Source organism: Deinococcus detaillensis (assembly GCF_007280555.1).
Lineage (GTDB): Bacteria > Deinococcota > Deinococci > Deinococcales > Deinococcaceae > Deinococcus > Deinococcus detaillensis.
Genome location: NZ_VKDB01000001.1, coordinates 330,653 through 351,355, shown reverse-complemented (window position 1 = coordinate 351,355; position 20,703 = coordinate 330,653). Strand labels below are relative to the sequence as shown.

At 62.2% G+C, this 20,703-nt stretch carries 20 protein-coding genes and 1 tRNA gene; 11 read left to right on the top strand and 10 right to left on the bottom strand.

Going from position 1 to position 20,703, the window contains the following annotated elements; genetic code table 11:
• Positions 1–15: 15 nt before the first annotated feature.
• From odhB to FNU79_RS01845, 5 genes are all read right to left on the bottom strand, one after another.
• Complete coding sequence (gene odhB, locus FNU79_RS01865) at positions 16–1,302, bottom strand: 2-oxoglutarate dehydrogenase complex dihydrolipoyllysine-residue succinyltransferase (RefSeq protein WP_143719184.1); 1,287 nt, start codon at positions 1,300–1,302, stop codon at positions 16–18.
• A gap of 118 nt (positions 1,303–1,420) precedes the next feature.
• Complete coding sequence (locus tag FNU79_RS01860; protein ID WP_143719183.1) at positions 1,421–4,273, bottom strand: 2-oxoglutarate dehydrogenase E1 component; 2,853 nt, start codon at positions 4,271–4,273, stop codon at positions 1,421–1,423.
• 257 nt (positions 4,274–4,530) lie between these two features.
• Positions 4,531–5,508 (bottom strand): aldo/keto reductase, encoded by a 978-nt coding sequence (locus FNU79_RS01855; RefSeq protein ID WP_143719182.1) that lies wholly within the window; start codon positions 5,506–5,508, stop codon positions 4,531–4,533.
• 104 nt (positions 5,509–5,612) lie between these two features.
• Positions 5,613–6,143 carry a YqgE/AlgH family protein gene (locus FNU79_RS01850; protein ID WP_143719181.1) on the bottom strand — a complete coding sequence of 177 codons (531 nt, stop codon included), beginning with the start codon at positions 6,141–6,143 and terminating at the stop codon, positions 5,613–5,615.
• A gap of 66 nt (positions 6,144–6,209) precedes the next feature.
• Positions 6,210–7,619 carry an amidase family protein gene (locus FNU79_RS01845; protein WP_143719180.1) on the bottom strand — a complete coding sequence of 470 codons (1,410 nt, stop codon included), beginning with the start codon at positions 7,617–7,619 and terminating at the stop codon, positions 6,210–6,212.
• Positions 7,620–7,674: 55 nt separating this feature from the next.
• Between FNU79_RS01845 and FNU79_RS01840 the strand changes: the two genes are divergently transcribed.
• Positions 7,675–8,544 carry a prephenate dehydratase gene (locus FNU79_RS01840; protein ID WP_124869993.1) on the top strand — a complete coding sequence of 290 codons (870 nt, stop codon included), beginning with the start codon at positions 7,675–7,677 and terminating at the stop codon, positions 8,542–8,544.
• Positions 8,545–8,546: 2 nt separating this feature from the next.
• Positions 8,547–9,224 (top strand): spermidine synthase, encoded by a 678-nt coding sequence (locus tag FNU79_RS01835; RefSeq protein ID WP_143719179.1) that lies wholly within the window; start codon positions 8,547–8,549, stop codon positions 9,222–9,224.
• Between the two features lie 3 nt (positions 9,225–9,227).
• Here the strand turns inward: FNU79_RS01835 and FNU79_RS01830 are convergent, their stop codons facing one another.
• From FNU79_RS01830 to FNU79_RS01820, 3 genes are all read right to left on the bottom strand, one after another.
• Positions 9,228–9,938: a metallophosphoesterase gene (locus FNU79_RS01830; RefSeq protein WP_185974577.1), complete on the bottom strand. Its 711-nt coding sequence runs from the start codon at positions 9,936–9,938 to the stop codon at positions 9,228–9,230.
• 97 nt (positions 9,939–10,035) lie between these two features.
• Positions 10,036–10,112, bottom strand: a tRNA-Pro gene (locus tag FNU79_RS01825).
• A 113-nt stretch (positions 10,113–10,225) separates the two neighbouring features.
• Entirely contained in the window at positions 10,226–10,798 is a 573-nt protein-coding gene (locus tag FNU79_RS01820) for a RecX family transcriptional regulator (protein WP_143719177.1), read from the bottom strand.
• Between the two features lie 206 nt (positions 10,799–11,004).
• Between FNU79_RS01820 and rpsT the strand changes: the two genes are divergently transcribed.
• The gene (gene rpsT / locus FNU79_RS01815) at positions 11,005–11,286 is read left to right on the top strand and encodes a 30S ribosomal protein S20 (RefSeq protein ID WP_143719176.1); all 282 of its coding nucleotides are present in this window, start codon (positions 11,005–11,007) and stop codon (positions 11,284–11,286) included.
• A gap of 98 nt (positions 11,287–11,384) precedes the next feature.
• Here the strand turns inward: rpsT and FNU79_RS01810 are convergent, their stop codons facing one another.
• Positions 11,385–13,517: an ABC-F family ATP-binding cassette domain-containing protein gene (locus FNU79_RS01810; RefSeq protein WP_404825749.1), complete on the bottom strand. Its 2,133-nt coding sequence runs from the start codon at positions 13,515–13,517 to the stop codon at positions 11,385–11,387.
• Between the two features lie 99 nt (positions 13,518–13,616).
• Here FNU79_RS01810 and FNU79_RS01805 point away from each other — a divergent pair, with 99 nt between their 5' ends.
• From FNU79_RS01805 to FNU79_RS01780, 6 genes are all read left to right on the top strand, one after another.
• On the top strand, positions 13,617–14,225 hold the full coding sequence (locus FNU79_RS01805; protein WP_143719175.1) for a hypothetical protein: 609 nt from the start codon (positions 13,617–13,619) through the stop codon (positions 14,223–14,225).
• Positions 14,226–14,248: 23 nt separating this feature from the next.
• Entirely contained in the window at positions 14,249–14,575 is a 327-nt protein-coding gene (locus tag FNU79_RS01800) for a hypothetical protein (RefSeq protein WP_143719174.1), read from the top strand.
• A 196-nt stretch (positions 14,576–14,771) separates the two neighbouring features.
• On the top strand, positions 14,772–15,326 hold the full coding sequence (gene pyrR, locus FNU79_RS01795) for a bifunctional pyr operon transcriptional regulator/uracil phosphoribosyltransferase PyrR (RefSeq protein WP_225429811.1): 555 nt from the start codon (positions 14,772–14,774) through the stop codon (positions 15,324–15,326).
• On the top strand, positions 15,323–16,255 hold the full coding sequence (locus FNU79_RS01790) for an aspartate carbamoyltransferase catalytic subunit (RefSeq protein ID WP_143719173.1): 933 nt from the start codon (positions 15,323–15,325) through the stop codon (positions 16,253–16,255). The genes pyrR and FNU79_RS01790 overlap by 4 nt, the downstream gene beginning before the upstream one ends.
• 37 nt (positions 16,256–16,292) lie before the next feature.
• A complete protein-coding gene (locus FNU79_RS01785) occupies positions 16,293–16,931 on the top strand; it encodes a metallophosphoesterase (protein WP_225429832.1) in 639 nt (212 codons plus the stop codon).
• A gap of 35 nt (positions 16,932–16,966) precedes the next feature.
• Positions 16,967–18,217 (top strand): dihydroorotase, encoded by a 1,251-nt coding sequence (locus FNU79_RS01780; protein ID WP_143719171.1) that lies wholly within the window; start codon positions 16,967–16,969, stop codon positions 18,215–18,217.
• 20 nt (positions 18,218–18,237) lie between these two features.
• Here FNU79_RS01780 and kynA read toward each other — a convergent pair whose 3' ends face one another.
• Entirely contained in the window at positions 18,238–19,095 is an 858-nt protein-coding gene (gene kynA, locus FNU79_RS01775; protein ID WP_143719170.1) for a tryptophan 2,3-dioxygenase, read from the bottom strand.
• A 220-nt stretch (positions 19,096–19,315) separates the two neighbouring features.
• On the opposite strand from kynA, the gene FNU79_RS01770 reads away from it, so the two are divergent.
• On the top strand, positions 19,316–20,086 hold the full coding sequence (locus FNU79_RS01770) for a PSP1 domain-containing protein (RefSeq protein WP_143719169.1): 771 nt from the start codon (positions 19,316–19,318) through the stop codon (positions 20,084–20,086).
• 72 nt (positions 20,087–20,158) lie between these two features.
• Complete coding sequence (locus tag FNU79_RS01765; protein ID WP_143719168.1) at positions 20,159–20,611, top strand: hypothetical protein; 453 nt, start codon at positions 20,159–20,161, stop codon at positions 20,609–20,611.
• The last annotated feature ends 92 nt before the right edge of the window (positions 20,612–20,703 follow it).

Here is a 20,703-nt window from a genome sequence, read left to right as displayed (position 1 = left end):
AAATCAATCTAAGATTTACAAATCCAGCAGCATTCGGGCCGGGTCTTCCAGCAAGTTCTTGATCATCACCAAGAACTGCACCGCTTCTTTGCCGTCAATAATTCGGTGATCGTAGCTGAGGGCCAGATACATCATCGGGGCAATCACCACTTGACCATTTTGGGCAATCGGGCGCTCGATAATGTTGTGCATTCCCAAAATGGCGCTCTGAGGCTGGTTGATGATCGGGGTACTCATCATGCTGCCGAAGGTGCCACCGTTGGTGATGCTAAACGTTCCGCCTGACATGTCGTCCATCGTCAGCTTGCCGGCTTTGGCTTTGGCCGCAAAGGCGGCGATGGCTTTTTCGATGTCGGCGAGGTTCATGGCGTCGGTGTCGCGCAAGATCGGCACGACCAGGCCGCGCTCGGAAGCCACCGCGATACCCAGATCGTAAAAGCCGTGATAGATGATGTCTTTGCCATCGATGCTGGCGTTGACGTTAGGGAAGGCCCTCAGCGCTTCGGTGGCCGCCCGCACAAACAGGCTCATAAAGCCGAGTTTGACGCCGTGCTTGGCCACGAACTGATCCTGGTACTTTTTACGCAGATCCATGCTCGGCTGCATGTTGACTTCATTGAAGGTGGTCAGGATGGCGGCGGTGTTCTGGACTTCCTTGAGGCGCTCGGCGATGCGCTGGCGAATGCGGGTCATCGGAACGCGCTGCTCGGCGCGGGGGCCGCTGGGAACAGGAGCGGAAGCAGCGGGCGCTTTGGCTTCGCTGGCCCGTGCCGAAGCGGGTTCAGCCGCAGACTGCGGGCCTTGGTCGGTGCCGCCGCCCTGCGAGGCTAGCGCGGCGTCCTGCTTGGTGATGTTGCCCTTGGGACCAGTGCCCTGAATCTGCGCGGCGTCCAGATTGTTCTCCGCGACGATTTTGCGGGCAGCGGGCGGCAAAGTGCCGGTGCCGCCGAGCGTTCCAGCCGCTTGCCCACTCGGTTGGCTATCGGGCTGGCTGGCGGTGCCGCCCGCGCTCGTTTCACCGGCAATCGGGCCGGACTCAGGGTCAGCGGCGGGCGCAGGGGCCGATCCGGCTTCGCCCAGCACGCCCAAGACTTCCTCACTCAGCACGGTGTCGCCTTCTTGCTTGGCAATACTCTCCAGCACGCCATCTTGCAGGGCAGTGACTTCCAGCACCACTTTGTCGGTCTCGATTTCGGCCAGAATATCGCCGCGCGTCACCGCGTCGCCGGGCTTTTTGCTCCACGAAAGCAGGGTGCCCTCGCTGACGGATTCGGAAAAAACGGGAACTTTGATCTCGGGCATGAAAACTCCTTGGGTAAGTCGGGGCGGGTTCTGAAGGCGGCGTGAAGCCATGATACGTCAGCAAACCAGCGCTCAGCCCCCGCATTCGTAGGGTGGAGACTGAGCGGCGGCGTAAGCCTTACGACTGCGGCGTGGCTTCTTTTTTGGGACGGCTCTGCTCGACTTCGACCTGAGCGCCGAGGGCGTCCCGAATCAGTTGGGCCTGCTGCTTGTCGTGCATCTGCTTGTACCCCACCGCCGTACTGGCGCTGCGGGAGCGTCCGGCGTAGGTCAGAGTCTGGCCGGGTTGCAGGGCGGCGTCCAAGTCGTCACGGAGCATCAGCCACGCGCCCTGATTTTGTGGTTCTTCCTGCGCCCAGATCACGTCCGCGCCGGGGTATTTCTCAAGTTCTTGCGCCAGCAGCTTGCCGGGGAAGGGGTAGAGCTGCTCGAGTCGGATAAGCGCCACGTCAAGCGGCTGACCATCGTCCTCGGCCTTCTGACGGGTTTCGGTCAGCTCCCAGTGCAGCTTGCCGCTGCTGATGACCACCCGGCGGGCGGCGGGCTTGCTGGTGTCCCCGATGACTTCATAGAACTTGCCGTCGGTGAAGTCCGAAAGCGGCGACATGGCGGCTTTGTTGCGCAGCAAACTCTTGGGCGACATGATAATCAGCGGCTTGCGGTAAGCCCGGATCATCTGGCGGCGCAGCAAGTGGAAAATCTGCGAAGCACTGCTGGGCACCACCACTTGCATGTTCTTCTGGGCACAGAGCTGGAGGTAGCGCTCCAAGCGGGCCGAGCTGTGTTCAGGGCCTTGGCCTTCGTAGCCGTGCGGCAACAGCAGGGTCAGGGCCGAGAGCCGCTGCCATTTGCTTTCGCCCGCGCTGACAAACTGGTCGATGACCGCTTGTGCGCCGTTGGCAAAGTCGCCGAACTGGGCTTCCCAGATCACCAGGCTTTCGGGAGCGCTGGTCGAGTAGCCGTATTCGAAAGCCAGCACCGCTTCTTCTGACAACGTGGAATCGATGACTTCAATGCGGCAAGTGGTGCCGGGCAAATGCGCCAGCGGCATGTACTCTTCGTTTTGGGTGTCGGTGGCCGATTGGTCGTGCAGCACGGCGTGGCGGTGCACGAAAGTGCCGCGCCCGGCGTCCTGGCCGTCTAGCCGGATGTCGAAGCCATCTTCCAAGAGGGTGGCGTAGGCCAGAGTTTCGCCCATGCCCCAGTCCACCGGCTGCTCACCGAGGCTCATCTCACGGCGGTTTTTGAGCACGCGCTCCACCGCGCGGTGAGGTATGAAGCCCTCCGGCACGCTGCTCAGCGACTCGCCCAACTTGGCAATCCGCTCGGCGCTGACCTGCGTTTCGGCGTCGTCCGTCCAGTGGGTGCCGAGGTGGCGGCCCCAATTGATCGCCAGCTTGCTCTGCTCCTCGTTGGCGACTTCGGTGACCACCGACGCGCCCGCGTCGAGCTTGTCGCGGAAGTTGGTGATCATGTCGGCTTCCTCGCCCGCTCTGAGCACGCCTTCTTTTTCCAAGACTTTAGCGTACAGGGCGCGGGTACCGGGGTGCGTCTTGATTTCGCGGTACATGATCGGCTGGGTCATGGTCGGATCATCGCCTTCGTTGTGGCCGTGCCGCCGAAAGCAGATCAAATCGACGAACACGTCTTTGCCGAACTCCTGACGGTAAGCCAGTGCCAGCTCGCCGGCGTACACCACCGCTTCGGGGTCGTCGCCGTTGACGTGCATCACCGGCGCGTTGGCGATTTTGGCGATGTCGGTGCAGTAGCGGCTGCTGCGGGTATCGCGCGGGTCGGAGATAGTGAAACCGATCTGGTTGTTGATGACAATCCGAACCGCGCCGCCGGTGGAAAACCCGCGCAGGCGAGAGAGGTTCAGCGTTTCCATGACCACGCCTTGCCCGGCCACCGCCGCGTCGCCGTGAATGGTGATCGGCAAGACCTGCTTGCGCTCGGTGTCGTCGCGGTGATCTTGGCGGGCGCGGACGCTGCCGTGAACCACAGGCGAGACGATTTCGAGGTGCGAGGGGTTAAAGGCCAGCGCCAGGTGCATCGGGCCGCCATTGGTTCGCACGTCGCTGGAAAAACCCATGTGGTACTTCACGTCACCGGCCACGTCGGGGTCGTCCGAAAGCACTTTTTTGCCTTCGAATTCATCGAAGAGGTCGGCGGGTTTTTTGCCGAAAATGTTGACCAAGACGTTGAGGCGGCCACGGTGGGCCATGCCGATAACCGTTTCTTTGATGCCGACGAGGCCGCTGCCCTGAATCAGGGCGTCCATCAGCGGAATAAAAGCTTCGCCGCCTTCCAACGAGAACCGCTTTTGGCCCACATAGCGCTGATGCAGGTATTTTTCTAAGCCCTCGGCAGCGTTGAGCTTGTCGTAAATGCGCTTTTTTTGCTCGGTGGTGTAACTGCCCCGCCCTTTGGAAGCTTCGATGCGCTGCTGGAACCACTCACGCTCGGCGGAAGGCAGGTAGGAAAACTCAAAGCCAATCGGGCCGCAGTAACTTTGCTCAAGCTGATCGATGACGCCCTGCAAGCTGCCGCTGAAGTGGCCTTCCTTGACCGGCGTCATCAAATCTTGGGCGCTGAGGTTGTAGTACTCCGGCGTCAGTTCCGGCACGACGGCGGGCGGACGAATGGTCAGCGGGTTTTTGGAAGCGCTGATGTGGCCGTAGACGCGGTAAGCGCTGATCAGTGCGCCCGCCGCTTGCTGGGCTGCGCTGAGATTCTCGCCGCCACTTTCGGTGGGTGCCGCGCCCGCCCTCAAGCGGTTGCGGCCCAAGTCATAGAAACGCTGCTGAATTTCGGTGTGGGCGGTTTCACGTATCCCGCCGCGCACATCGTCAAAATAACTGCGCCAGTCGCTATCCACGCTGGCCGGGTCGGTGAGGTAAGCCTCGTACAGCGCTTCCACAAAAGCCGCGTTGCCGCCGTACATCACTGTCGCATGTTGGGAGTCGTCCATAAGCGTCCTCCAGCATACCCCGCCCCGGCCTGGCGAATGCCTGACGATCCTCTCATTTGGCGTCAGTTCGGAGCGGCGGGCAGCAGGAGTACGCCGGACGTGAAAAACGTCTTCAAAGTCTTGCGAGAGAGGCGCTCTCCTTTCACTTCCCCTCTCAAGCGGGAAGGTTAAAAAACAGCAACCCAGCACTCGACCCCTTGATGAAAAATTCAAGGGTCAGTTTAGAGTTGCTGTTTCTACACCCCTCCCACCGCCTCTCAGTACCGCGCTCCCGCCGCCACACCCACCGGCGCGATCTCTGCGAGACGCTGCAACTCACCCGCACTCAGTTCCACTTTCAGGGCAGCGAGGTTATCTTCAAGGTACTTGACCCGCTTGGTGCCGGGAATCGGGGCGAGGTCGTGGCCCTGTGCCAGCACCCATGCCAGAGCCAGTTGCGCGGTGCTGACGCCTTTTTCTTTGGCCATCCGTTCGACCGCTTGAACCAACTTGAGATTTTTCTGGAAGTTCTCGCCCTGAAAACGTGGGTTGTTGCGGCGAAAGTCGTTGGGGGCAAAATCGTCCGGCGATTTGAGCTCGCCGGTCAGGAAGCCGCGTCCCAGCGGGCTGTACGGCACGAAGCCGATGCCCAGTTTAGTTACGGTGGGCAAAATTTCTTCTTCCGGTTGGCGGTTCCACAAGCTGTACTCAGATTGCAGGGCGGTGATCGGGTGAACCTTGTGGGCGCGGCGAATCTGCTCGGGGGTGGCCTCAGACAAGCCCAAGTAACGCACCTTGCCCGCCTGCACCAGTTCGGCCATCGCGCCCACCGTCTCTTCAATCGGCACGTTGGGGTCGACCCGGTGCTGGTAGTACAAATCGATGTAATCCATGCCCAGACGCTTGAGGCTGGCGTCCACTGCCGAATGAACATACTCGGGCCGTCCGTTGATGCCCAGCATTTCGCCGTTAGGGCCGCGCATCAGGGCAAACTTGGTGGCGATGATGACCCGGTCTCTGACTTTGCCGAGCGCCCGGCCCACCAGTTCTTCGTTTTTGCCGACGCCGTACATGTCGGCGGTGTCAAAGAAGGTCAGGCCCGCGTCCAGCGCCACTCCAAAGACCCGCAGGCTCTCCGCCTCGTCGGCGCTCCCCGAAGCCGCCGTGCCGTACGACTGACTCATGCCCATGCAGCCGAGGCCCAAACGGCTGACCACCAGCCCCTGCGTGCCCAGTTTGATTTGTTCTAACGTCATCTGCTCTCCTTTTGCTGCTCTTAGTGCCGCTCAATCTTGCGCCCAAAGTGGTCGTGGGCACTGGAGTGCGCTGCGAGTTGGCCACTCCTTTCTGATCACTCCCGCTAAGCCTGCGCTCCACCCACCACGTTTTCCGGCGGCGTACCGAGAAGTTTCAGCGCGGCGTCCCATTTGGCTTCGTCGGAAGTGCGCCACAGCAGTTCGGCCAAATCTTCAGCGCTGACTTCACCCCACAGCCAACTGCCTTCTTGCTCCTCACGCTTGAGTTGGCCGGGTGCCCATCCCGCGTAGCCGAGCAGCAGGTAAAACGCCTGATCGCCCGAAAGCAGCTCGGCCAGCACGTCGCGGTCACGCGAGAGCCATAGCCCGTCCGCCAGCTGATGTTCTTGGAGTTGCCCCGTCGCCTCGGTATAAAGGCACCAGCCCGCCGAGCGCTCCACCGGGCCGCCGTTGTAAGCCGGGAGGAAGGCGGCGGACGGCCCAGCCTCCGGCAGCAACTCGCCAATGCGTACGCCGCTGGGTTGATTGAGCATGACGCCCAGCGCTCCGTTTTGTTCGTCCAGCATCAGCAAAACGCCGCGCTCAAACACGCTGCCGCGCAGTTGCGGCGTGGCCACCAGAAGGGTCAGCGTCATAGCCAACACAATACCCGCTGCCCCGGCCCGGTGAGTACACAAAAGCCTTTAGCTTTCCAGCAAACCTTATCCGGCAGTAGACCCCTCAGTAGATTCAGCCGCTTCCGGCGCGGCCACGAACCCGCCCAGCCGCTCGTGTAAGTCGGCGGCGAGGCTCAGCAAGCGGGCGTCGCTCCACGCGGGGCCGCACAGTTGCAGGCCGGTGGGCAGGCCAGCTGCGAGGCCGATCGGCACGTTGACGCTGGGCAGGCCCACTTTGGCCGCCACCGAGTACCCGCTGTAATACGGGAAAATCAGCGCGTCGTATTCGGCAAAGAGGGGAAACAGTCCCCGCTCGCCGGCCAAGTCCAGATCCTTGGCCCGCGCCTGCTTGTAAGCCCGCTCGGAGAGGTCGCCTTTGGTCGACTGCGCCGCTTGCAAGAGAACCATGCCGTAGCGCTGCAAGGTCTTTGGATCCGCGTCGGAGGCTTCGATCACCGCCGCTAGGCTGCTCGGCCCAGAAGTCACCCCAGCCAGGTAGCGGTTGAGCGCAGGCTTGAATTCATAAAGCAGCGCTTCAAAACCCGCCGCTCTGAGTTCGCTTTCGGTGGGCAGGTCAACGTCATGGAGCACCGCGCCGCCCGCCTTCAGCACTTCCAGCGCGTTGTTAAGCCGTTCCAGTTGCTCGGGCTTGAGGCCCTTCCAAAAACCGCCGCGCATCACGCCAATTTTTGCGCCCTTGAGAGCGCCGGGTTGAAGCTCGAAAACCTGAGGCTCTGCGTCCGGCTCGGCCAGCACGCTGGCAATCAGGGCCGCGTCGCGGGCGGTGCGGGTCATCGGCCCCGCCGTGTCCTGCGAAGGCGAAATCGGCACGATGCCGCTGCGCGAAATCAGCCCCACCGTCGGCTTGTGCCCGATCACGCCGTTTTGGTGGGCCGGAGACAAAATGCTGCCGCTGGTTTCGGTGCCGATGGCGGCGGGCGTGAGCCTTGCCGCCACTGCCGCGCCGCTGCCGGAGCTGCTGCCGCCGGTATCGGCCCCGGCCTTCCAGGGGTTCATGGTTTGCCCGCCGCGCGACGAGTAGCCGTTGGGCATCTCCACCGTCATGAAGTTGGCCCACTCGGTCAGGTTGGCTTTGCCCAAAATCACCGCGCCCGCCGCCCGCAACTTGGCGACCAAGGGCGCGTCCGTGGCCGCAACGTTGTCCTTCATCAGAGCGCTGCCCGCCGTGGTCGGGAGGCCCGCCACGTCGATGTTGTCTTTGATCAGGATCGGCAGGCCGTGCAGCTTGCCGCGCTGCTCGGCACTGAGTTGATCCAGCGCGGCGGCGTCGCTCAGCGCCTGCGGGTTAACAGCAATGACCGCGTGCAGCTGCGGATTGAGCGCTTCAATGCGGCTCAAATACAGCTGCGTGACTTCCTCGGCGCTGGCGGTGTTGGCGGCAACGGCGGCGATCAGATCGGTGGCGTCCAGCTCAAGCAGAGGGGAAACAGGCATAGCCTGAGCCTAGCGCAGCCGCCCCCAGCCGCCCACCTTGCGCTAGGCTTCATCCATGACCATGAGCCTTCCCGAAGACGCCCTGCCCCACCCGGAGACCGCCGTCAAAGTGGCGTATCAGGGCAATCCCGGCTCATACAGCGAAATTGCCGCGCTAAACAGCGCCGAGAATGCTGCCGTTCACGGCTACGCCACCTTTCATGAAGTGCTGGAAGCGGTCACCAGCGGCCAGGCTGACCTGGCGGTGTTGCCGGTTGAAAACAGCTTGATGGGCTCTATTTTGCAATCCATCGACCTGCTGGCCGAAACGGATTTGCACGTCACCAAGGAAGTGGTGGTGCGGGTTTCACACGCCATGATGGCCTTGCCCGGCGTATTGCTGACTGACATCAAACGGGTCTACTCGCAGCAACCGGCCCTCGACCAATGCACCGAGTTCATGAAAAAGCACCACCTGACGCCGGTGGCCGCCTACGACACGGCGGGCAGTGCCAAAGACCTGGCCGGACGCGGCGCACGCGACGAGGGCGTGATCGCTTCCAAGCGGGCCGCCAAACTCTACGGCTTAGAAGTGCTGCAAAGCGGCATCGAGGACGAGCCGTTTAACTTCACCCGCTTTCTGGTGCTGTCTCACCGCGAAGCGCTGCCGAGTGAGGGGCCGTACAAGACCAGCATCGTCTTCGCGGTGCGCCACACCCCCGGCTCACTGATGGAAACCCTCAACCAGTTGCGCGGCCTGAACATGTCCAGTATTGTTTCTCGCCCCCGCAAAGACCGGGCCTGGAGCTACCTGATTCACGTGGACTTTGAAGGCGACGCGGGCGACCCCGAGATTTCAGCGGCGCTCGGCAGCGTGCTGCGCAAGGCCAGCTTCGCCAAGATTATCGGCAGCTATCCGATGTCCACTGGGCCGATAGAGCCTTAAGAATGACCCCCTTTCTCCAAATCGGCCGCGCCCCCATTCCCGGCAGCGACGAGAGCCTGATTTTGTCTCGGCGCGGCGACGAATTCTCGATCCAGATTTCCGGCTACGTCAGCGAGCTGATGAACAGCCGGATGCACTTTTCCGAAGACCTGCTGGCCGAGTGGGGCTGCCAACATCTGCGCGGAGCGGACGCCAGCGTGTTGATCGGCGGGCTGGGCATGGGCTTTACCCTGGCGGCGGCGCTGACCACGCTCGGCCCGGCAGCGGCGGTGACGGTGGCCGAACTGGTGCCGGGCGTCATCGAGTGGAACCGTGGGCCGCTGGGTGAGTGCGCCGGAAACCCGCTGGCCGATTCGCGCAGCCGGGTGCATGTCGGTGACGTGGGCGCACTGATTCGCAGCAGCCGGGACGCCTACGACGCCATTTTGCTGGACGTGGACAACGGCCCCGACGCCATGACCCACCCGGAAAACGAGCAGCTCTATTCACTCAGAGGACTGGCGGCGACCAAAACGGCCCTGAGAGCCGGCGGTGTGCTGGCGATCTGGTCTGCCGAAAAAAACACCCGCTTTACCCGCAGGCTGCGCGAAGCGGGCTACGCGGTGGAAGAAAAAGTCGCCCGCGCCCGTCCCGGCAAGGGAGCAAGGCACATGATCTGGTTGGCGAAACGGGGGCTGTAACCCTTACCCGACAATCAGCTTGGGCTTAAACCGCAGCACGTCTGCGGCCACCAAGTGCGTGGGAATGCCTTTCCAGCTTTGCAAACTGCGGTCCAAAGGCAGGCCGTGCAAGTGGCCGTACAGCACCTGATCGGGGCGGTATTCATCGATCAGCTCGGTGAAGGCGGTGGCGGCAAACTGCGGGCCGGTCGGCGGGTAGTGCAGCATCAGCAGCGTCTGGGTGGTGTCGTCGGCGAGTTTGCGGGCCGCTTCTAGCGAGAGGCGCAACCGCTCCGCTTCGCGGGCATAAATCTTGGTGTCGTCGGGGCCGAACGCTTCCGAGGCGGGAGTGATCCAGCCGCGTGTGCCGCACACCACGATGTTGCCCTGACCCACCTCACCGAACCTCAGGGCGTCGTTTTGCACCGCGAACATGCCGGTGGGCAGCGCCGAGCGCAGGCGGCTGATGGTGGGCCACCAGTAATCGTGGTTGCCGCGCAGCAGCACTTTGGTGCCGGGCAACTCAGCCACCGGAGCGAGGTCGGTGACGGCGTCGGGCAGGCGCATGGCCCACGACAAATCGCCGGGCAGCAGCACCAGGTCGTCTGCGCGTACTTCCCTACGCCACTGCTCGAAAATGGCCTGCGGATGCCCGGCCCACTGCGCACCGAAGACCGTCATCGGCTTGGGCGTCACGAAGGCAAGGTGCAGATCAGCGATGGCAAATACACGCATAAACACTCCAGAGAACAATCCTACAAAACGGCGCGGCGGGCCACACGAAAAAAGCCTTCCCAGTGCCGCAAGGGCAGTGTCGGGAAGGCTTTTCATGTGGTCGGGGCGAGAGGATTCGAACCTCCGACCCCGTCGTCCCGAACGACGTGCGCTACCAGGCTGCGCTACGCCCCGAACCACGCGCTTACTCACCGCCAAGCAGTTTTCGTGCGGAAGCCAGTCTAGCGGCGTGCTGGGAGGGTGTCAAGCGCGGCTGCGCCCAGTTCGCTCCGCCCAGCCCACTCCGTCTAGTTCCCTTCGTCCTCTTCGCCCAGCCAGCTTTCGTCACCGGCGTCCGCAGTCCAGTCGAGCCCCTCCAGTGCCCGCCGAATCACCTCGCCACCGTAGCCGCGCCGCGCCAGCAGGCCGTAGGCTTTAGCTTTGGGGTTGTTACCGCGCCGGATACTGCTCAGACGGCGCTCCAGCAGGGCGCGGGCCTGCTCGACTTCTTCTTCGGGGTCGCGGGCTTGCAAAGTCTCGGCAATCAGTTCTTCGTCCACGCCGCGCTGCTTGAGGCGTGCCCGCACCCGGTAAGCGCCCACGCCGCGCCGCTGGCCTTCGATGCGGGCCACCTGCGAGTCGTCCAAGTAGCGCAGCTCAATAAGGCGCTCCAGCACGGCCTCAATCTGGTCTTCGTCTTCGCTGCGCTTGGCGAGTTTGCCGCGCAGCTCGGCAGCGCTCAGCGCACGGGCCGACAAAGCACGCAGGGCATATTCCATCAAAGCGGCCTGCTGCTCTTCCGGCGTCTTGGGGCGGGCGGGCGGCTTCTCGGCGGGTGAATCGCCTGAGTCTGAGCGGTAAGACTTACGGGAACCGAACATCTTCCCATCCTAAAACTTGCAAGCTTTAAGCAAGACGTGTAAACTTTCAAAGTTGCCTTTTCCTTAAATTGAAGAGGCTGTCCATTCTTGAGCGTTTGCGCTTAGGCATGTGCGCGGGCCAGGCAGGGACACTGCCCCCGACGCCCCGTGTTCCGAAAGAGCAGCACCGGAACCGCTCCGTATACGCGGAGAAAGAGAGAATCAACATGGCTTTACGTCACAAGTCCGCCCAGAAGCGCCACCGCCAGAGCCTCAAGCGCCGCATGATCAACCGCAGCCGCAAGAGCACCATCAAGACTTTTACCAAGAAAGCCGTCGTAGCTGCGACCACCAGCGCCGCCGACGCGCAGGAATTACAGCGCAAGGCCGAGAGCCTGCTCGATAGAGCCGCCAAGGGCAGCACCATGCACAAAAATACGGCTGCTCGCAAAAAGAGCCGCCTCGCCAAGGCGATCAACCGCGCCAACGCCGCGAACGCCGCGCAGTAAACCTTACTTTTTTAATTTTTTTAAACGACAGCTCACCTTTCGGGGTGGGCTTTTTTAGGTTGGGGTGTGCGGCTCATAGAAAAAGCAGGAAAGCAGTTTTAGCTTTTGACCATTCCGATCAACTCAAAGTATTTGCGCCGACTCAGCACCCTCCCGCCTTCGCCGAGCTGCACGCGCCCCACCTGCCAATGTTCAAACAAAATACGCAGCGTCCCGCCCAGCAAGTCGGCGGCGTACCACGCCGGAGCCAAGCCCATGAGGCGCAAGGTCGAGCCGTCCCAAGCGAAATGCCCACACATTTCGTCGCAGCCGGCCCAGAACATGCCACCTTGCTCGAGGTGCTGGCCACGCACCCTCAAGTGCTTTTCGCGCACTTCAATATCAAACTGCGGCGCGGCGTAAACCTCGGCGTAAAGGTCAAGCAACGCCAAGCGCAGGCGGTGGCGCTCGGAGCGCAGCCTTCCTTCTTCTCGCTGGGTCAGCGGCGCGTGCGTGGACGCATTGAGTTCTTGATCAATCACCCTGAGCCGCGCTTCGGTTTGGCCCATCCGTTCGCGGGCGCTCGGCGGCGGGGGCGGCGGCGGCGGGTCGCCTTCCAGACTCCTGGCCGGGTCAAGCGTGACGCGGCTGCCCCAGCCTTCCACTTCCTTGAGGTGGCCGTCTTCAATCAGCCACAGCCGGTTGCTGACTTCGCGGGCAAAGCGGCGGTCATGCGTGACGATCACGACTGCGCCGCCGTAAGCGTGAACAGCGGCTTCCAGCGCTTCCAAGGCCTCCACGTCGAGGTGGTTGGTGGGTTCGTCGAGCAGCAGCAGATCGGCCCTGAGAGCGCTGACGAGGGCCAGGCCCGCCCGCGCCCGCTCACCGCCTGACAACTCGTGGGGTGTTTTGGGCCAGTCCAAACTGGAAAATCCGGCGCGGCCCAGCAGCGCCCCCGCCCGGTTGCCGAAGCGCTCTTCAAATTGAGCGTGAAGCGGCTGGTCTGGACTCAGGCCATGCCAGGTCTGATCCAAGCTCGCTAGCGTGACGCCAGCGGCCAGCCTCAGTACACCCGACGCTTCGCCTGCCGGGGCCGGATCGGGGTGCAGTTCGCCGGACAGCAGTTTGAGCAAAGTGGTTTTGCCGGTGCCGTTTGCTCCCATCAGGGCCACCCGGTCGCCTTGGCGCAGCTTGAGCGAGACATTTTCTAGAATCACGTTTTTTACAGGTGTATTGCCCTGGTAGCTGCGCCCCACATGCTCGGCCCACAGCAGCAGCTTGGCCCGCGATTGGCCGGCCAACAGCCGCATCCTGAGGGCGCGTTCGGGTTGCGGGGCGTCGATCAACTCCAAGCGCTCGGCGCGGCTTTTGACCGAGCGTGAGCGGCGGCCCCACACGTCGAGCCGCTCGGCGCTGCCTTCCAACCTCCCGGCTTCACGGCGGCTGAGGCGAGCGGCTTTGCTTTTGGCTTGGCGTTCCTGGCCCCGGAGCTGACGGGCGCGGGTGTAGCCGCCGGGGTAAGACGTGGCCTCGCCGTCTTCTATCCACAAGCTGCGCAGCGCCACTTTGTCCAGAAACTCGCGGTCATGGCTGGTCAAAATGACGGCCCCACCAAACGAAATCAGCCAATTTTCCAGCCACTCGCGCATTCGAATATCGAGGTGGTTGGTGGGTTCGTCAAGCAACAAGAGGTCCGGCTCAGTCAGCAGACACAGCGCCAAGCTCAGGCGGGTGGTTTCGCCGCCGCTGAGGGTCGCGGCTTCTCTGATATCAAAGCGGGTCAGGTCGAGCATGGCCAGCGTGCGGGCGGCGCGGGCAGACCAGGCGTAGGCGTCGAGGTCCTCCAAGCGGTGCTGCACGGCGCTCCAGCGCTCCAACTTGGCGGGGTCGGAGAGATCATGCTCAAGTTCGCGCAGTTCGGTGACGGCGGCTTGGTACGGGTTGGCGGCGGCGGTCAGTTCCTGCACCGTCACGCCAGCTTGGTACAGCGGCTGTTGATCCAGCACCGAGAGGCGCAGACCCTCCGAGCGCCACACCGAGCCGTCGTCACTGCGGCGCTCGCCTGCCAGCACCCGCAGCAAGGTGGTTTTGCCCGCGCCGTTGCGGCCCAAGAGCGCCAGCCGCTCGCCGCCAGAGACTTGCAAGCTGACAGAGCGCAAAATCACGCGCTCGCCGTACATCACGCGCACGTCTTCGGCGCTGAGCAGGGTTTGGCGGGTGCGGGCGGCAAGAGGATGAGGACGGGCAGTCACGGCCAGCAGGGTAGCGCGGGTTGAGCGAAAAGACAGCGGGGCAATGCCCCCAATGGAGAAAGACTTGGTGCTGACACCGACTTGGTTAAAGTGACATTCATGTCCCGCTTCACTTTACGTCAACCGTTCGTCGCCCTGCTGCTCACGCTGAGCTGGGCTTATGCCTCACCGAGCTTGCCCACCACTTTGCCCAGTCTCCAGTCTTTAGACGTTGAACTCAATGCTGAAATGAACGGCCTGAGGAAAGGCGGGTATTTTGATCAGATGGCCGATGAGCAAGGCATTACTTGCCAAGATCACGCTCTGTTCCTGTATCAAGATGGCGGCGCAGCGACCCAAAGCCTCAACAGTTGGCTGAGCAGCGCGGGCCTTCAGGCGGTGGCTGTTGGGCAACCACAGCCACAAGACACCACCGTGATGTGGCGGGCCGACAATGAAAGCAAGCATATTTTTGGTCTGTGGCGGGCCGGTGACGGGGGCGGCAAATTGATGCTGTGCGCTGGCGAAGCTGTTGATGTGGCGGCGCGAACGGCTGACAGAGCAGCAGCGAAAGCCAAAAGCGATCAGCTCCTGAAGCAAATGGAACGCAACAGACGCGACGCTGAGCAAAACGGCTCGTCATCTCAAACTGCAACTTACGGCATACCCGGCTTGGGGCTGATCACCACGAGCCTGTGGTTTTATATGCGGCGGTTGAGGCGGGGCTGAGGCGGCACGTTATAAGCTCAACCATGCTCGAATCCCTGCTGATGACCGTCAACGCGCTGGCTGAGCGCTACGGCGTCAATCCAGTGATTTTTGGGGTGCTGTACTTTGGGAGCATGCCCTTCTTCGCCGTCTCAAGCGCTTGGTGGCTGCGGCGCTGGCGGCAAAAGCGCTCTACCCTGCTGCCGATGCTGATCACCGGCCTGCTCTTTATCGGCGCTTATTTATACGTTCTGGTGGCCGGACACGATTTGCCGGTGTGGGTTTATTTCTTTATCGCGGTGATGCTGTTCGTCGGCGGCTTCTCGACGTGGCGCACCTTTCAAAGTCCCCAAAAGCCCCCTGCTGCCTGACACCCCTTTCTCTTTCTGCGCTATGCTGCAAAGCGGCCCGAGCGCCCCAAGTTCGGACAATCCAAACCCCTCCGCACTTTTAACGCGGCCCTGTGAGGCCCAAAAGGAGCAAGATGACCGCTTTAGACACAGCCCTGACCTGCCGCCATGATGAGATGGACGGCCCGTTTTTTTGCCGTTTGGAAGACGGCAAAGCGTGAAAGCTTCTATCCTGAGCGCCGACGAGATGCGCCGCGCCCTGACCCGAATTGCCCATGAGATTTTGGAGCGCAACAAAGGCGCAGAAAACCTCGCGCTGATCGGCATTCACACGCGGGGCATCCCGATTGCCGCCCGCCTCGCAGCCAAATTACAACAGCTCGAAGGCGTGGACGTGCCGCTGGGACGGCTGGACATTACGCTTTACCGCGACGATTTGAGCGAAATTGCCAAGCAGCCGATCATCCGCGAAACCGAGGTGCCATTTGACCTGGACCGCCGCCGCGTGGTTCTGGTGGACGACGTGCTGTACACCGGGCGCACCGTGAGGGCCGCGTTGGACGCTTTGATCGATCTGGGCCGTCCGGAAGGCATTCAGCTGGCCGTACTGGTCGACCGGGGCCACCGCGAACTGCCGATTCGGGCCGATTACGTCGGCAAGAACCTGCCCACCGCCAAAAGCGAAGTGGTCAAGGTCAAGCTGCAAGAAACCGACGGCACAGACGGCGTAGAACTGTGGGACCTCGAAGAAGTTCAGGCGGCGCAGCAGTGAACGCCTTATCAAGTAAACCCAAACACCTGCTGGACTTTCAAGACTGGAGCGCCGAGCGGCTCAACGCGCTGCTGGACAACGCCGACACCATGATGCAGGTGCTTGACCGGCCCGTGAAAAAGGTTCCGGCGCTGCAAGGCCTGACCGTCTGCACCGTCTTTTTTGAAAACTCCACCCGTACCCGCGTCAGCTTTGAACTGGCGGCGAGGCGGATGAGCGCCGACGTGGTGAGCTTCGCAGCGGGCGCGAGCAGCGTGACCAAGGGCGAGAGCATTCGCGACACCATCGAGGTGCTGACCGCCTACAAGGTGGACGCCTTTGTGGTGCGGCATCAAGCGGCGGGGGCGGCGCATCTGGTGGCCCGCTACAGCGGCAAGCCGGTCATCAACGCGGGCGACGGACGGCGGGCGCATCCCACTCAGGCGCTGCTGGACGCCTACACCATCCGGCGCGAGTTCGGCACGCTGGAAGGAAAAACGGTGGCGATTATCGGTGACGTGCGCCACTCGCGGGTGGCCCGCAGCAACGCCGAACTGCTGCCCAAGCTGGGCGCGAAGGTCATTTTGTGTGGCCCAGCCACTCTACTGCCGCGTGAACTGGCCGCCGAGGGCGTCACGCTGACCACTGACCCCCGCGAAGCCGTCAGGAACGCCGACGCAGTGATGGCGCTGCGGCTCCAGCAAGAGCGGATGGACGCTGGGTACGTGGGCAGCTTGCAAGATTATGCACGGGTGTATCAGGTGGGCGAGGACTTGCTGGCCTTTGCACCCAATGAAGCGGTAGTGCTGCATCCGGGGCCGATGAACAGAGACGTGGAGATCAGCAGCGAGGTCGCTGACGGCCCGCGCAGCCGCATTCTGGCGCAGGTGGAAAATGGGCAGGCGGTCAGGATGAGCACGCTGTATCACTTGCTGGTGGGACGGGCATAAGACCTTGGAAAGCGTCAGGGTAAGACAATCAATCGTTGTGCCAGATGTACATGGCTGCCCGCAATTCCTTGTGTGGGTGGACAAGCATTTCTCAGACCGTTCTCTGATCCTGCTGGGCGATCTGATTCACCGGGGGCCAGATTCGCGCACCTGTCTCCAAATGGCGCTAGCTTGGGCCGAAGCTGGCCGGGCAACTTTACTTTGGGGAAATCACGAATACTGGGTCTGGGATGAGGGATTGCGTCTTGAAGAAACTCAACGAGAAGACTGGTTCCGCAGTGAGGAAGCCGAACTGGTGTCTCAGTATGAAGATGCCTCCGAAGGCCTGCCCGAACTGATTCGGGATATGGAACGTTTTGCTCTGCTTGCTCGCCCTTATTGCGTAGAAGGTGAAATGCTCTGCGCCCATGCCGCCCGCCCCAGCTTGGGCCTCACGGCGGACAATATTTTGGATAATGGCTACATCTGGGATAGTCCAGAACTGGGATTGCACCCGTTACCTACCAACTTTTTTCCTGCACTGACTTATTCCGTACATGGGCACTCTATTCTTAAAGAACCTGTTGTAGATCTAAACAACGATCACGTTGTTTATCTTGATCTCGGCAGTTCTAAAACGGTCCGCTTTTGCGTCTGGGATGCAGAAAATAAAAGAATTATTTTTTACGACGATTAGAAATAATCGTTCTCGCTCTATGTTATGGAGTTCAAATGATACTAACCATCACCAACATCCGCCGCCCAAGCTCCAATACCTCCGAAACTTTGACCATAGAAAACGGCCTGATTAAAGGTTGGAATCTGAATCTTGAAGGCCAAACCCTAGACGGCAACGGCGCGACCATCGTGCCCGCCTTCATCGAGCCGCATGCCCACCTACGCGAGCCGGGGCAGGAGCAAAAAGAAGACCTCACCTCAGGCCTCGCGGCTGCGGCTGCGGGCGGCTACGGGACGGTCATCAGTATGCCCAACACCGTGCCGGTGGTCGATAACCCCGCCATCGTCCGTGCCTTGATCGACAAGGCCGCCGCGCTCGGCTTTGCCCGCCTGCGCCCCGCCGCCGCCCTAACACGGGGACAAGATGGCGAGCAACTGGCCGAACTCGCGCTGCTGGCCGAAGCCGGAGCCGCCGTGTTTACCGACGACGGACGCACCAACGAGAACGCCCGCACGCTGCGGCTGGGGCTGGAGTACGCGCACTCGCTGGGCAAAGTGGTCAGCGTGCACGCCGAGGACGCCAGCTTGCGGGCGGGCGGCGTGATGAACGAGGGGCCAGTCAGCGAGGCGCTGGGGCTGCCCGGCAATCCGGCGGCGGCGGAAGCGGCCCGCATCGCCCGTGATATTGAAATCTGCCGCATGACCGGCGGGCGGCTGCACATCCAGCACCTGTCTACGGGCCGCGCTCTGGAGCTGGTTAAGGCCGCTAAAGCGCAGGGCGTCAACATCACCTGCGAGGTCTGCCCCCACCACCTGCTGCTCACCGACGAAGCGCTGCGGAGCTTTGACGCAGTCTACAAGGTTGCGCCGCCGCTCCGCACCCAAAGTGACGCCCAGGCTTTGCTGGCGGGCCTCAAAGACGGCAGCGTGGACTGCCTCGCCACCGACCACGCCCCGCACACCCGCGCCGAGAAGGAACTCGACCTATTGCAAGCACCGTCGGGCATCGCCTACATCGAGATTGCCTTTCCGCTGCTATGGACGAACTTTGGGGCCGAACTGGGCCTGCAAAAAATCGTGGAACTGCTAACCGTGGACGTGGCCCGCGTGCTGGGCTGGCCCGCGCCGAGTCTGGAAGCCAGGCAACCCGCCGACTTCACCCTGCTGGATTTGGAGACGGTGCGCCCGGTTGACCCCGCCACCTTCAAGAGCAAAGCCAAATTCAACCCCTGGGTAGGCCAGGATTTGAAAGGCTGGCCGATGCTGACGATTGTAGGCGGTCAGGTGGCGTTCAAGCGGGCCTGAGCGCCACTTGCTCCCCCCGCCTACAGCTCCGTTCGCACCTGCCACAGCTCAGGAAACAGCACCGTGTCCAGCGCCTTTCGCAGATACCCCACGCCGCTGGTACCGCCACTGCCGGTCTTAAAGCCGATGGTGCGCTCCACGGTGGTCAGGTGGTTAAATCGCCAGCGCCGGAAGTTATCTTCCACGTCAATCAGCTTCTCGGCCAGCTCGTACACGTCCCAGTAGCGCTCAGGATCGCGGTAGACGGTCAGCCAAGCGGCCAGCACCTCGTCATTTTGGACGTAGGGCTGGGCAAAGTCGCGCTCCAGCACGCTCGGCGCAATGGCTAAGCCGCGCTCGGAGAGCAGACGCAGGGCCAGGTCATACAAGCTCGGCGCGTTCAGGGCAGCTTCCAGCAGGCCGTAGAGGTCAGGTCGGTGCTGGTGCGGGCGCAGCAACGTGGCGTTGCGGTTGCCCAGCAAAAATTCCATCATCCGGTACTGCGCCGACTGAAAACCCGAGGCCCGCCCGAACGCGCTGCGAAACTGCAAGTAATCGGCGGGCGTCATGGTTTTGAGCACTTCCCAAGCGTTGGTCATCTGCTCCTGCGCCCGCACCACCCGGCTGAGCATCTTCAGCGGCGCGTCGGTCACGCCTGCCGAGAGTAGCGTCATGGCCGCCCGCAACTCCTGCACGATCAGGTTCAGCCAGACTTCCGATATATGGTGCACGGCGATAAACAAATGCTCGTCGTGCGCCTGCGTCACCGGCTGGTGGGCGCTGGTCAGGGTATCGATCCGCAAGTAGTCGCCGTAACTCAGGCTCCGCGTAAAGTCGCTGTAAGCGCGTTCAGGGGCGTCGGGATTGGTGTTGGGCGGGGCAGAATCAGCTTGAGACATAAACACGCTCCTTGAGTTGATCACGCTCGGTGGCGGCGCTTTGATCGGCGTTCAGGTGGCACATAGGCGGCGGCAAGCGGGGCTTTCCTCACAATCTACGCTCCCTCTTCCCCGCTCCTTCGTGACCCGCCCCCCCACGCCCGCCGCTCCGGCGTGTCATCTTAGGTTCAACGTGTGGATTCAGCCGATTCGTTTTGAACGCAGCCCCAAACTTCACTCTATGCTCACCGAGAACCAACACCCGGTGAACAGCCGAGTGGTTGTGCAGGGCAAACGCGGCCCCGAAGTCGCCACCGTGCGCGGCGCGGCTCAGCCGGAAGGCAGCGCCCGCTACGGCATGATTTTGCGGGCCGCCACCCAAGAAGACCTCAGCGACTGGACCCGGCTGGAGCAGGCCGGCGAAGACCTCAAGTGGTTTTTGCGTGCCCGCGCCCGTGACCGCGCCCTGCCGGTCAAAATCGTGGCGGTGGAGTTTACCTTAGACGGCAGTTTGGTTACGGTCAGCTACAGCGCCGAGGAGCGCCTCGAACTCAGCCACCTGATTCAGGACCTGCGCGAGCAGACCAAAGCCAGAGTCAATTTCGTGGCCATCGGCCCACGTGAGCAAGCCCAGATTATCGGAGCGCTCGGTGCGTGCGGGCGCGAGAACTGCTCGTCGAATCACCTGCAAGAATTTGCGCCGGTCAGCATCCGGATGGCCCGCGACCAGCAGTTGCCGCTCAATCCCGAAAAACTCAGCGGGCCATGTGGCCGCTTGCTGTGCTGCCTCCAATACGAGCACACGCAGTACGTTGACCTCCTCAAAGAAATGCCGCGCAAAAACGCCAGAGTGTGCCACACCGAGTCCGGCGCGTGCGGAAAAGTGGTCAAGTTGCACCCGTTGACCGCCAGCGTAGACGTGCTGGGCGAGGACGGCGCGGGCTATATGCAGGGCGTGGCCGTGTCGGCACTCAGACCCGCCAAAGACAGCGCCCAGAGCGGCAAAGACTGACGTTTCCTGCCGCCTGCCGCGCTGTACTGACCCACTCAGTGCGCTTCATTCACAGGCGCTATACTTCGCCGCATGACCCGCAACCTAAATGAGCTGCAACGCATCGTGGCGTCCCTGAAGGGCAGCGGGCTGAGCGTGGAGATGATGGACGAAGGCGCACTGGTGCAGGACGGGGATTCGCGAGTGGCCCTTTACGCCGAGGCCGACGAGCAGGGCGGCGTGCTGGTGAGGCTGCACCTCGACCTCGATCTCTACGTGGAAGAAGACGCCATTGCCGACGTGCTGATGGGCATGAATTTGATGAATCAGGGCCTCGATTACGGCACCTTAATGCTCGATCCGGTCGAAGACGAAGACGACGAGGAAAGAGTGGCTTTCGCCGTGCTGGGCCGCAGCGTGTTGTGGTTGCCCGACCTCGACGGCGTGGAACTCAACCGGCTGCGCGAGCACCTGCGCCGCTTTGAGACCGAAGTGACCGCGACGGTCGAGCGCACCTTGCAAGGCGGTAAGGGCATCAAAGCTTAAGCCTGAGTTCGCTCAGCAGTGGACAACCTGTTCTAAGGCCAAACCGCCACGTTTGGCCTTTCTTCTTTAGTGACAATCTTCGTACTGTGCCA

Coding starts and splice junctions, on each gene's coding strand:
- FNU79_RS01780 (WP_143719171.1), top strand. CDS start 16,967: ATGATACTAACCATCACCAACATCCGCCGCCCAAGCTCCAATACCTCC.
- FNU79_RS01830 (WP_185974577.1), bottom strand. CDS start 9,938: ATGCGTGTATTTGCCATCGCTGATCTGCACCTTGCCTTCGTGACGCCC.
- FNU79_RS01800 (WP_143719174.1), top strand. CDS start 14,249: ATGCTCGAATCCCTGCTGATGACCGTCAACGCGCTGGCTGAGCGCTAC.
- FNU79_RS01765 (WP_143719168.1), top strand. CDS start 20,159: ATGACCCGCAACCTAAATGAGCTGCAACGCATCGTGGCGTCCCTGAAG.
- FNU79_RS01840 (WP_124869993.1), top strand. CDS start 7,675: ATGACCATGAGCCTTCCCGAAGACGCCCTGCCCCACCCGGAGACCGCC.
- FNU79_RS01805 (WP_143719175.1), top strand. CDS start 13,617: ATGTCCCGCTTCACTTTACGTCAACCGTTCGTCGCCCTGCTGCTCACG.
- FNU79_RS01855 (WP_143719182.1), bottom strand. CDS start 5,508: ATGACGTTAGAACAAATCAAACTGGGCACGCAGGGGCTGGTGGTCAGC.
- FNU79_RS01845 (WP_143719180.1), bottom strand. CDS start 7,619: ATGCCTGTTTCCCCTCTGCTTGAGCTGGACGCCACCGATCTGATCGCC.
- FNU79_RS01835 (WP_143719179.1), top strand. CDS start 8,547: ATGACCCCCTTTCTCCAAATCGGCCGCGCCCCCATTCCCGGCAGCGAC.
- rpsT (WP_143719176.1), top strand. CDS start 11,005: ATGGCTTTACGTCACAAGTCCGCCCAGAAGCGCCACCGCCAGAGCCTC.
- odhB (WP_143719184.1), bottom strand. CDS start 1,302: ATGCCCGAGATCAAAGTTCCCGTTTTTTCCGAATCCGTCAGCGAGGGC.
- kynA (WP_143719170.1), bottom strand. CDS start 19,095: ATGTCTCAAGCTGATTCTGCCCCGCCCAACACCAATCCCGACGCCCCT.
- FNU79_RS01770 (WP_143719169.1), top strand. CDS start 19,316: ATGCTCACCGAGAACCAACACCCGGTGAACAGCCGAGTGGTTGTGCAG.
- FNU79_RS01860 (WP_143719183.1), bottom strand. CDS start 4,273: ATGGACGACTCCCAACATGCGACAGTGATGTACGGCGGCAACGCGGCT.
- FNU79_RS01820 (WP_143719177.1), bottom strand. CDS start 10,798: ATGTTCGGTTCCCGTAAGTCTTACCGCTCAGACTCAGGCGATTCACCC.
- FNU79_RS01850 (WP_143719181.1), bottom strand. CDS start 6,143: ATGACGCTGACCCTTCTGGTGGCCACGCCGCAACTGCGCGGCAGCGTG.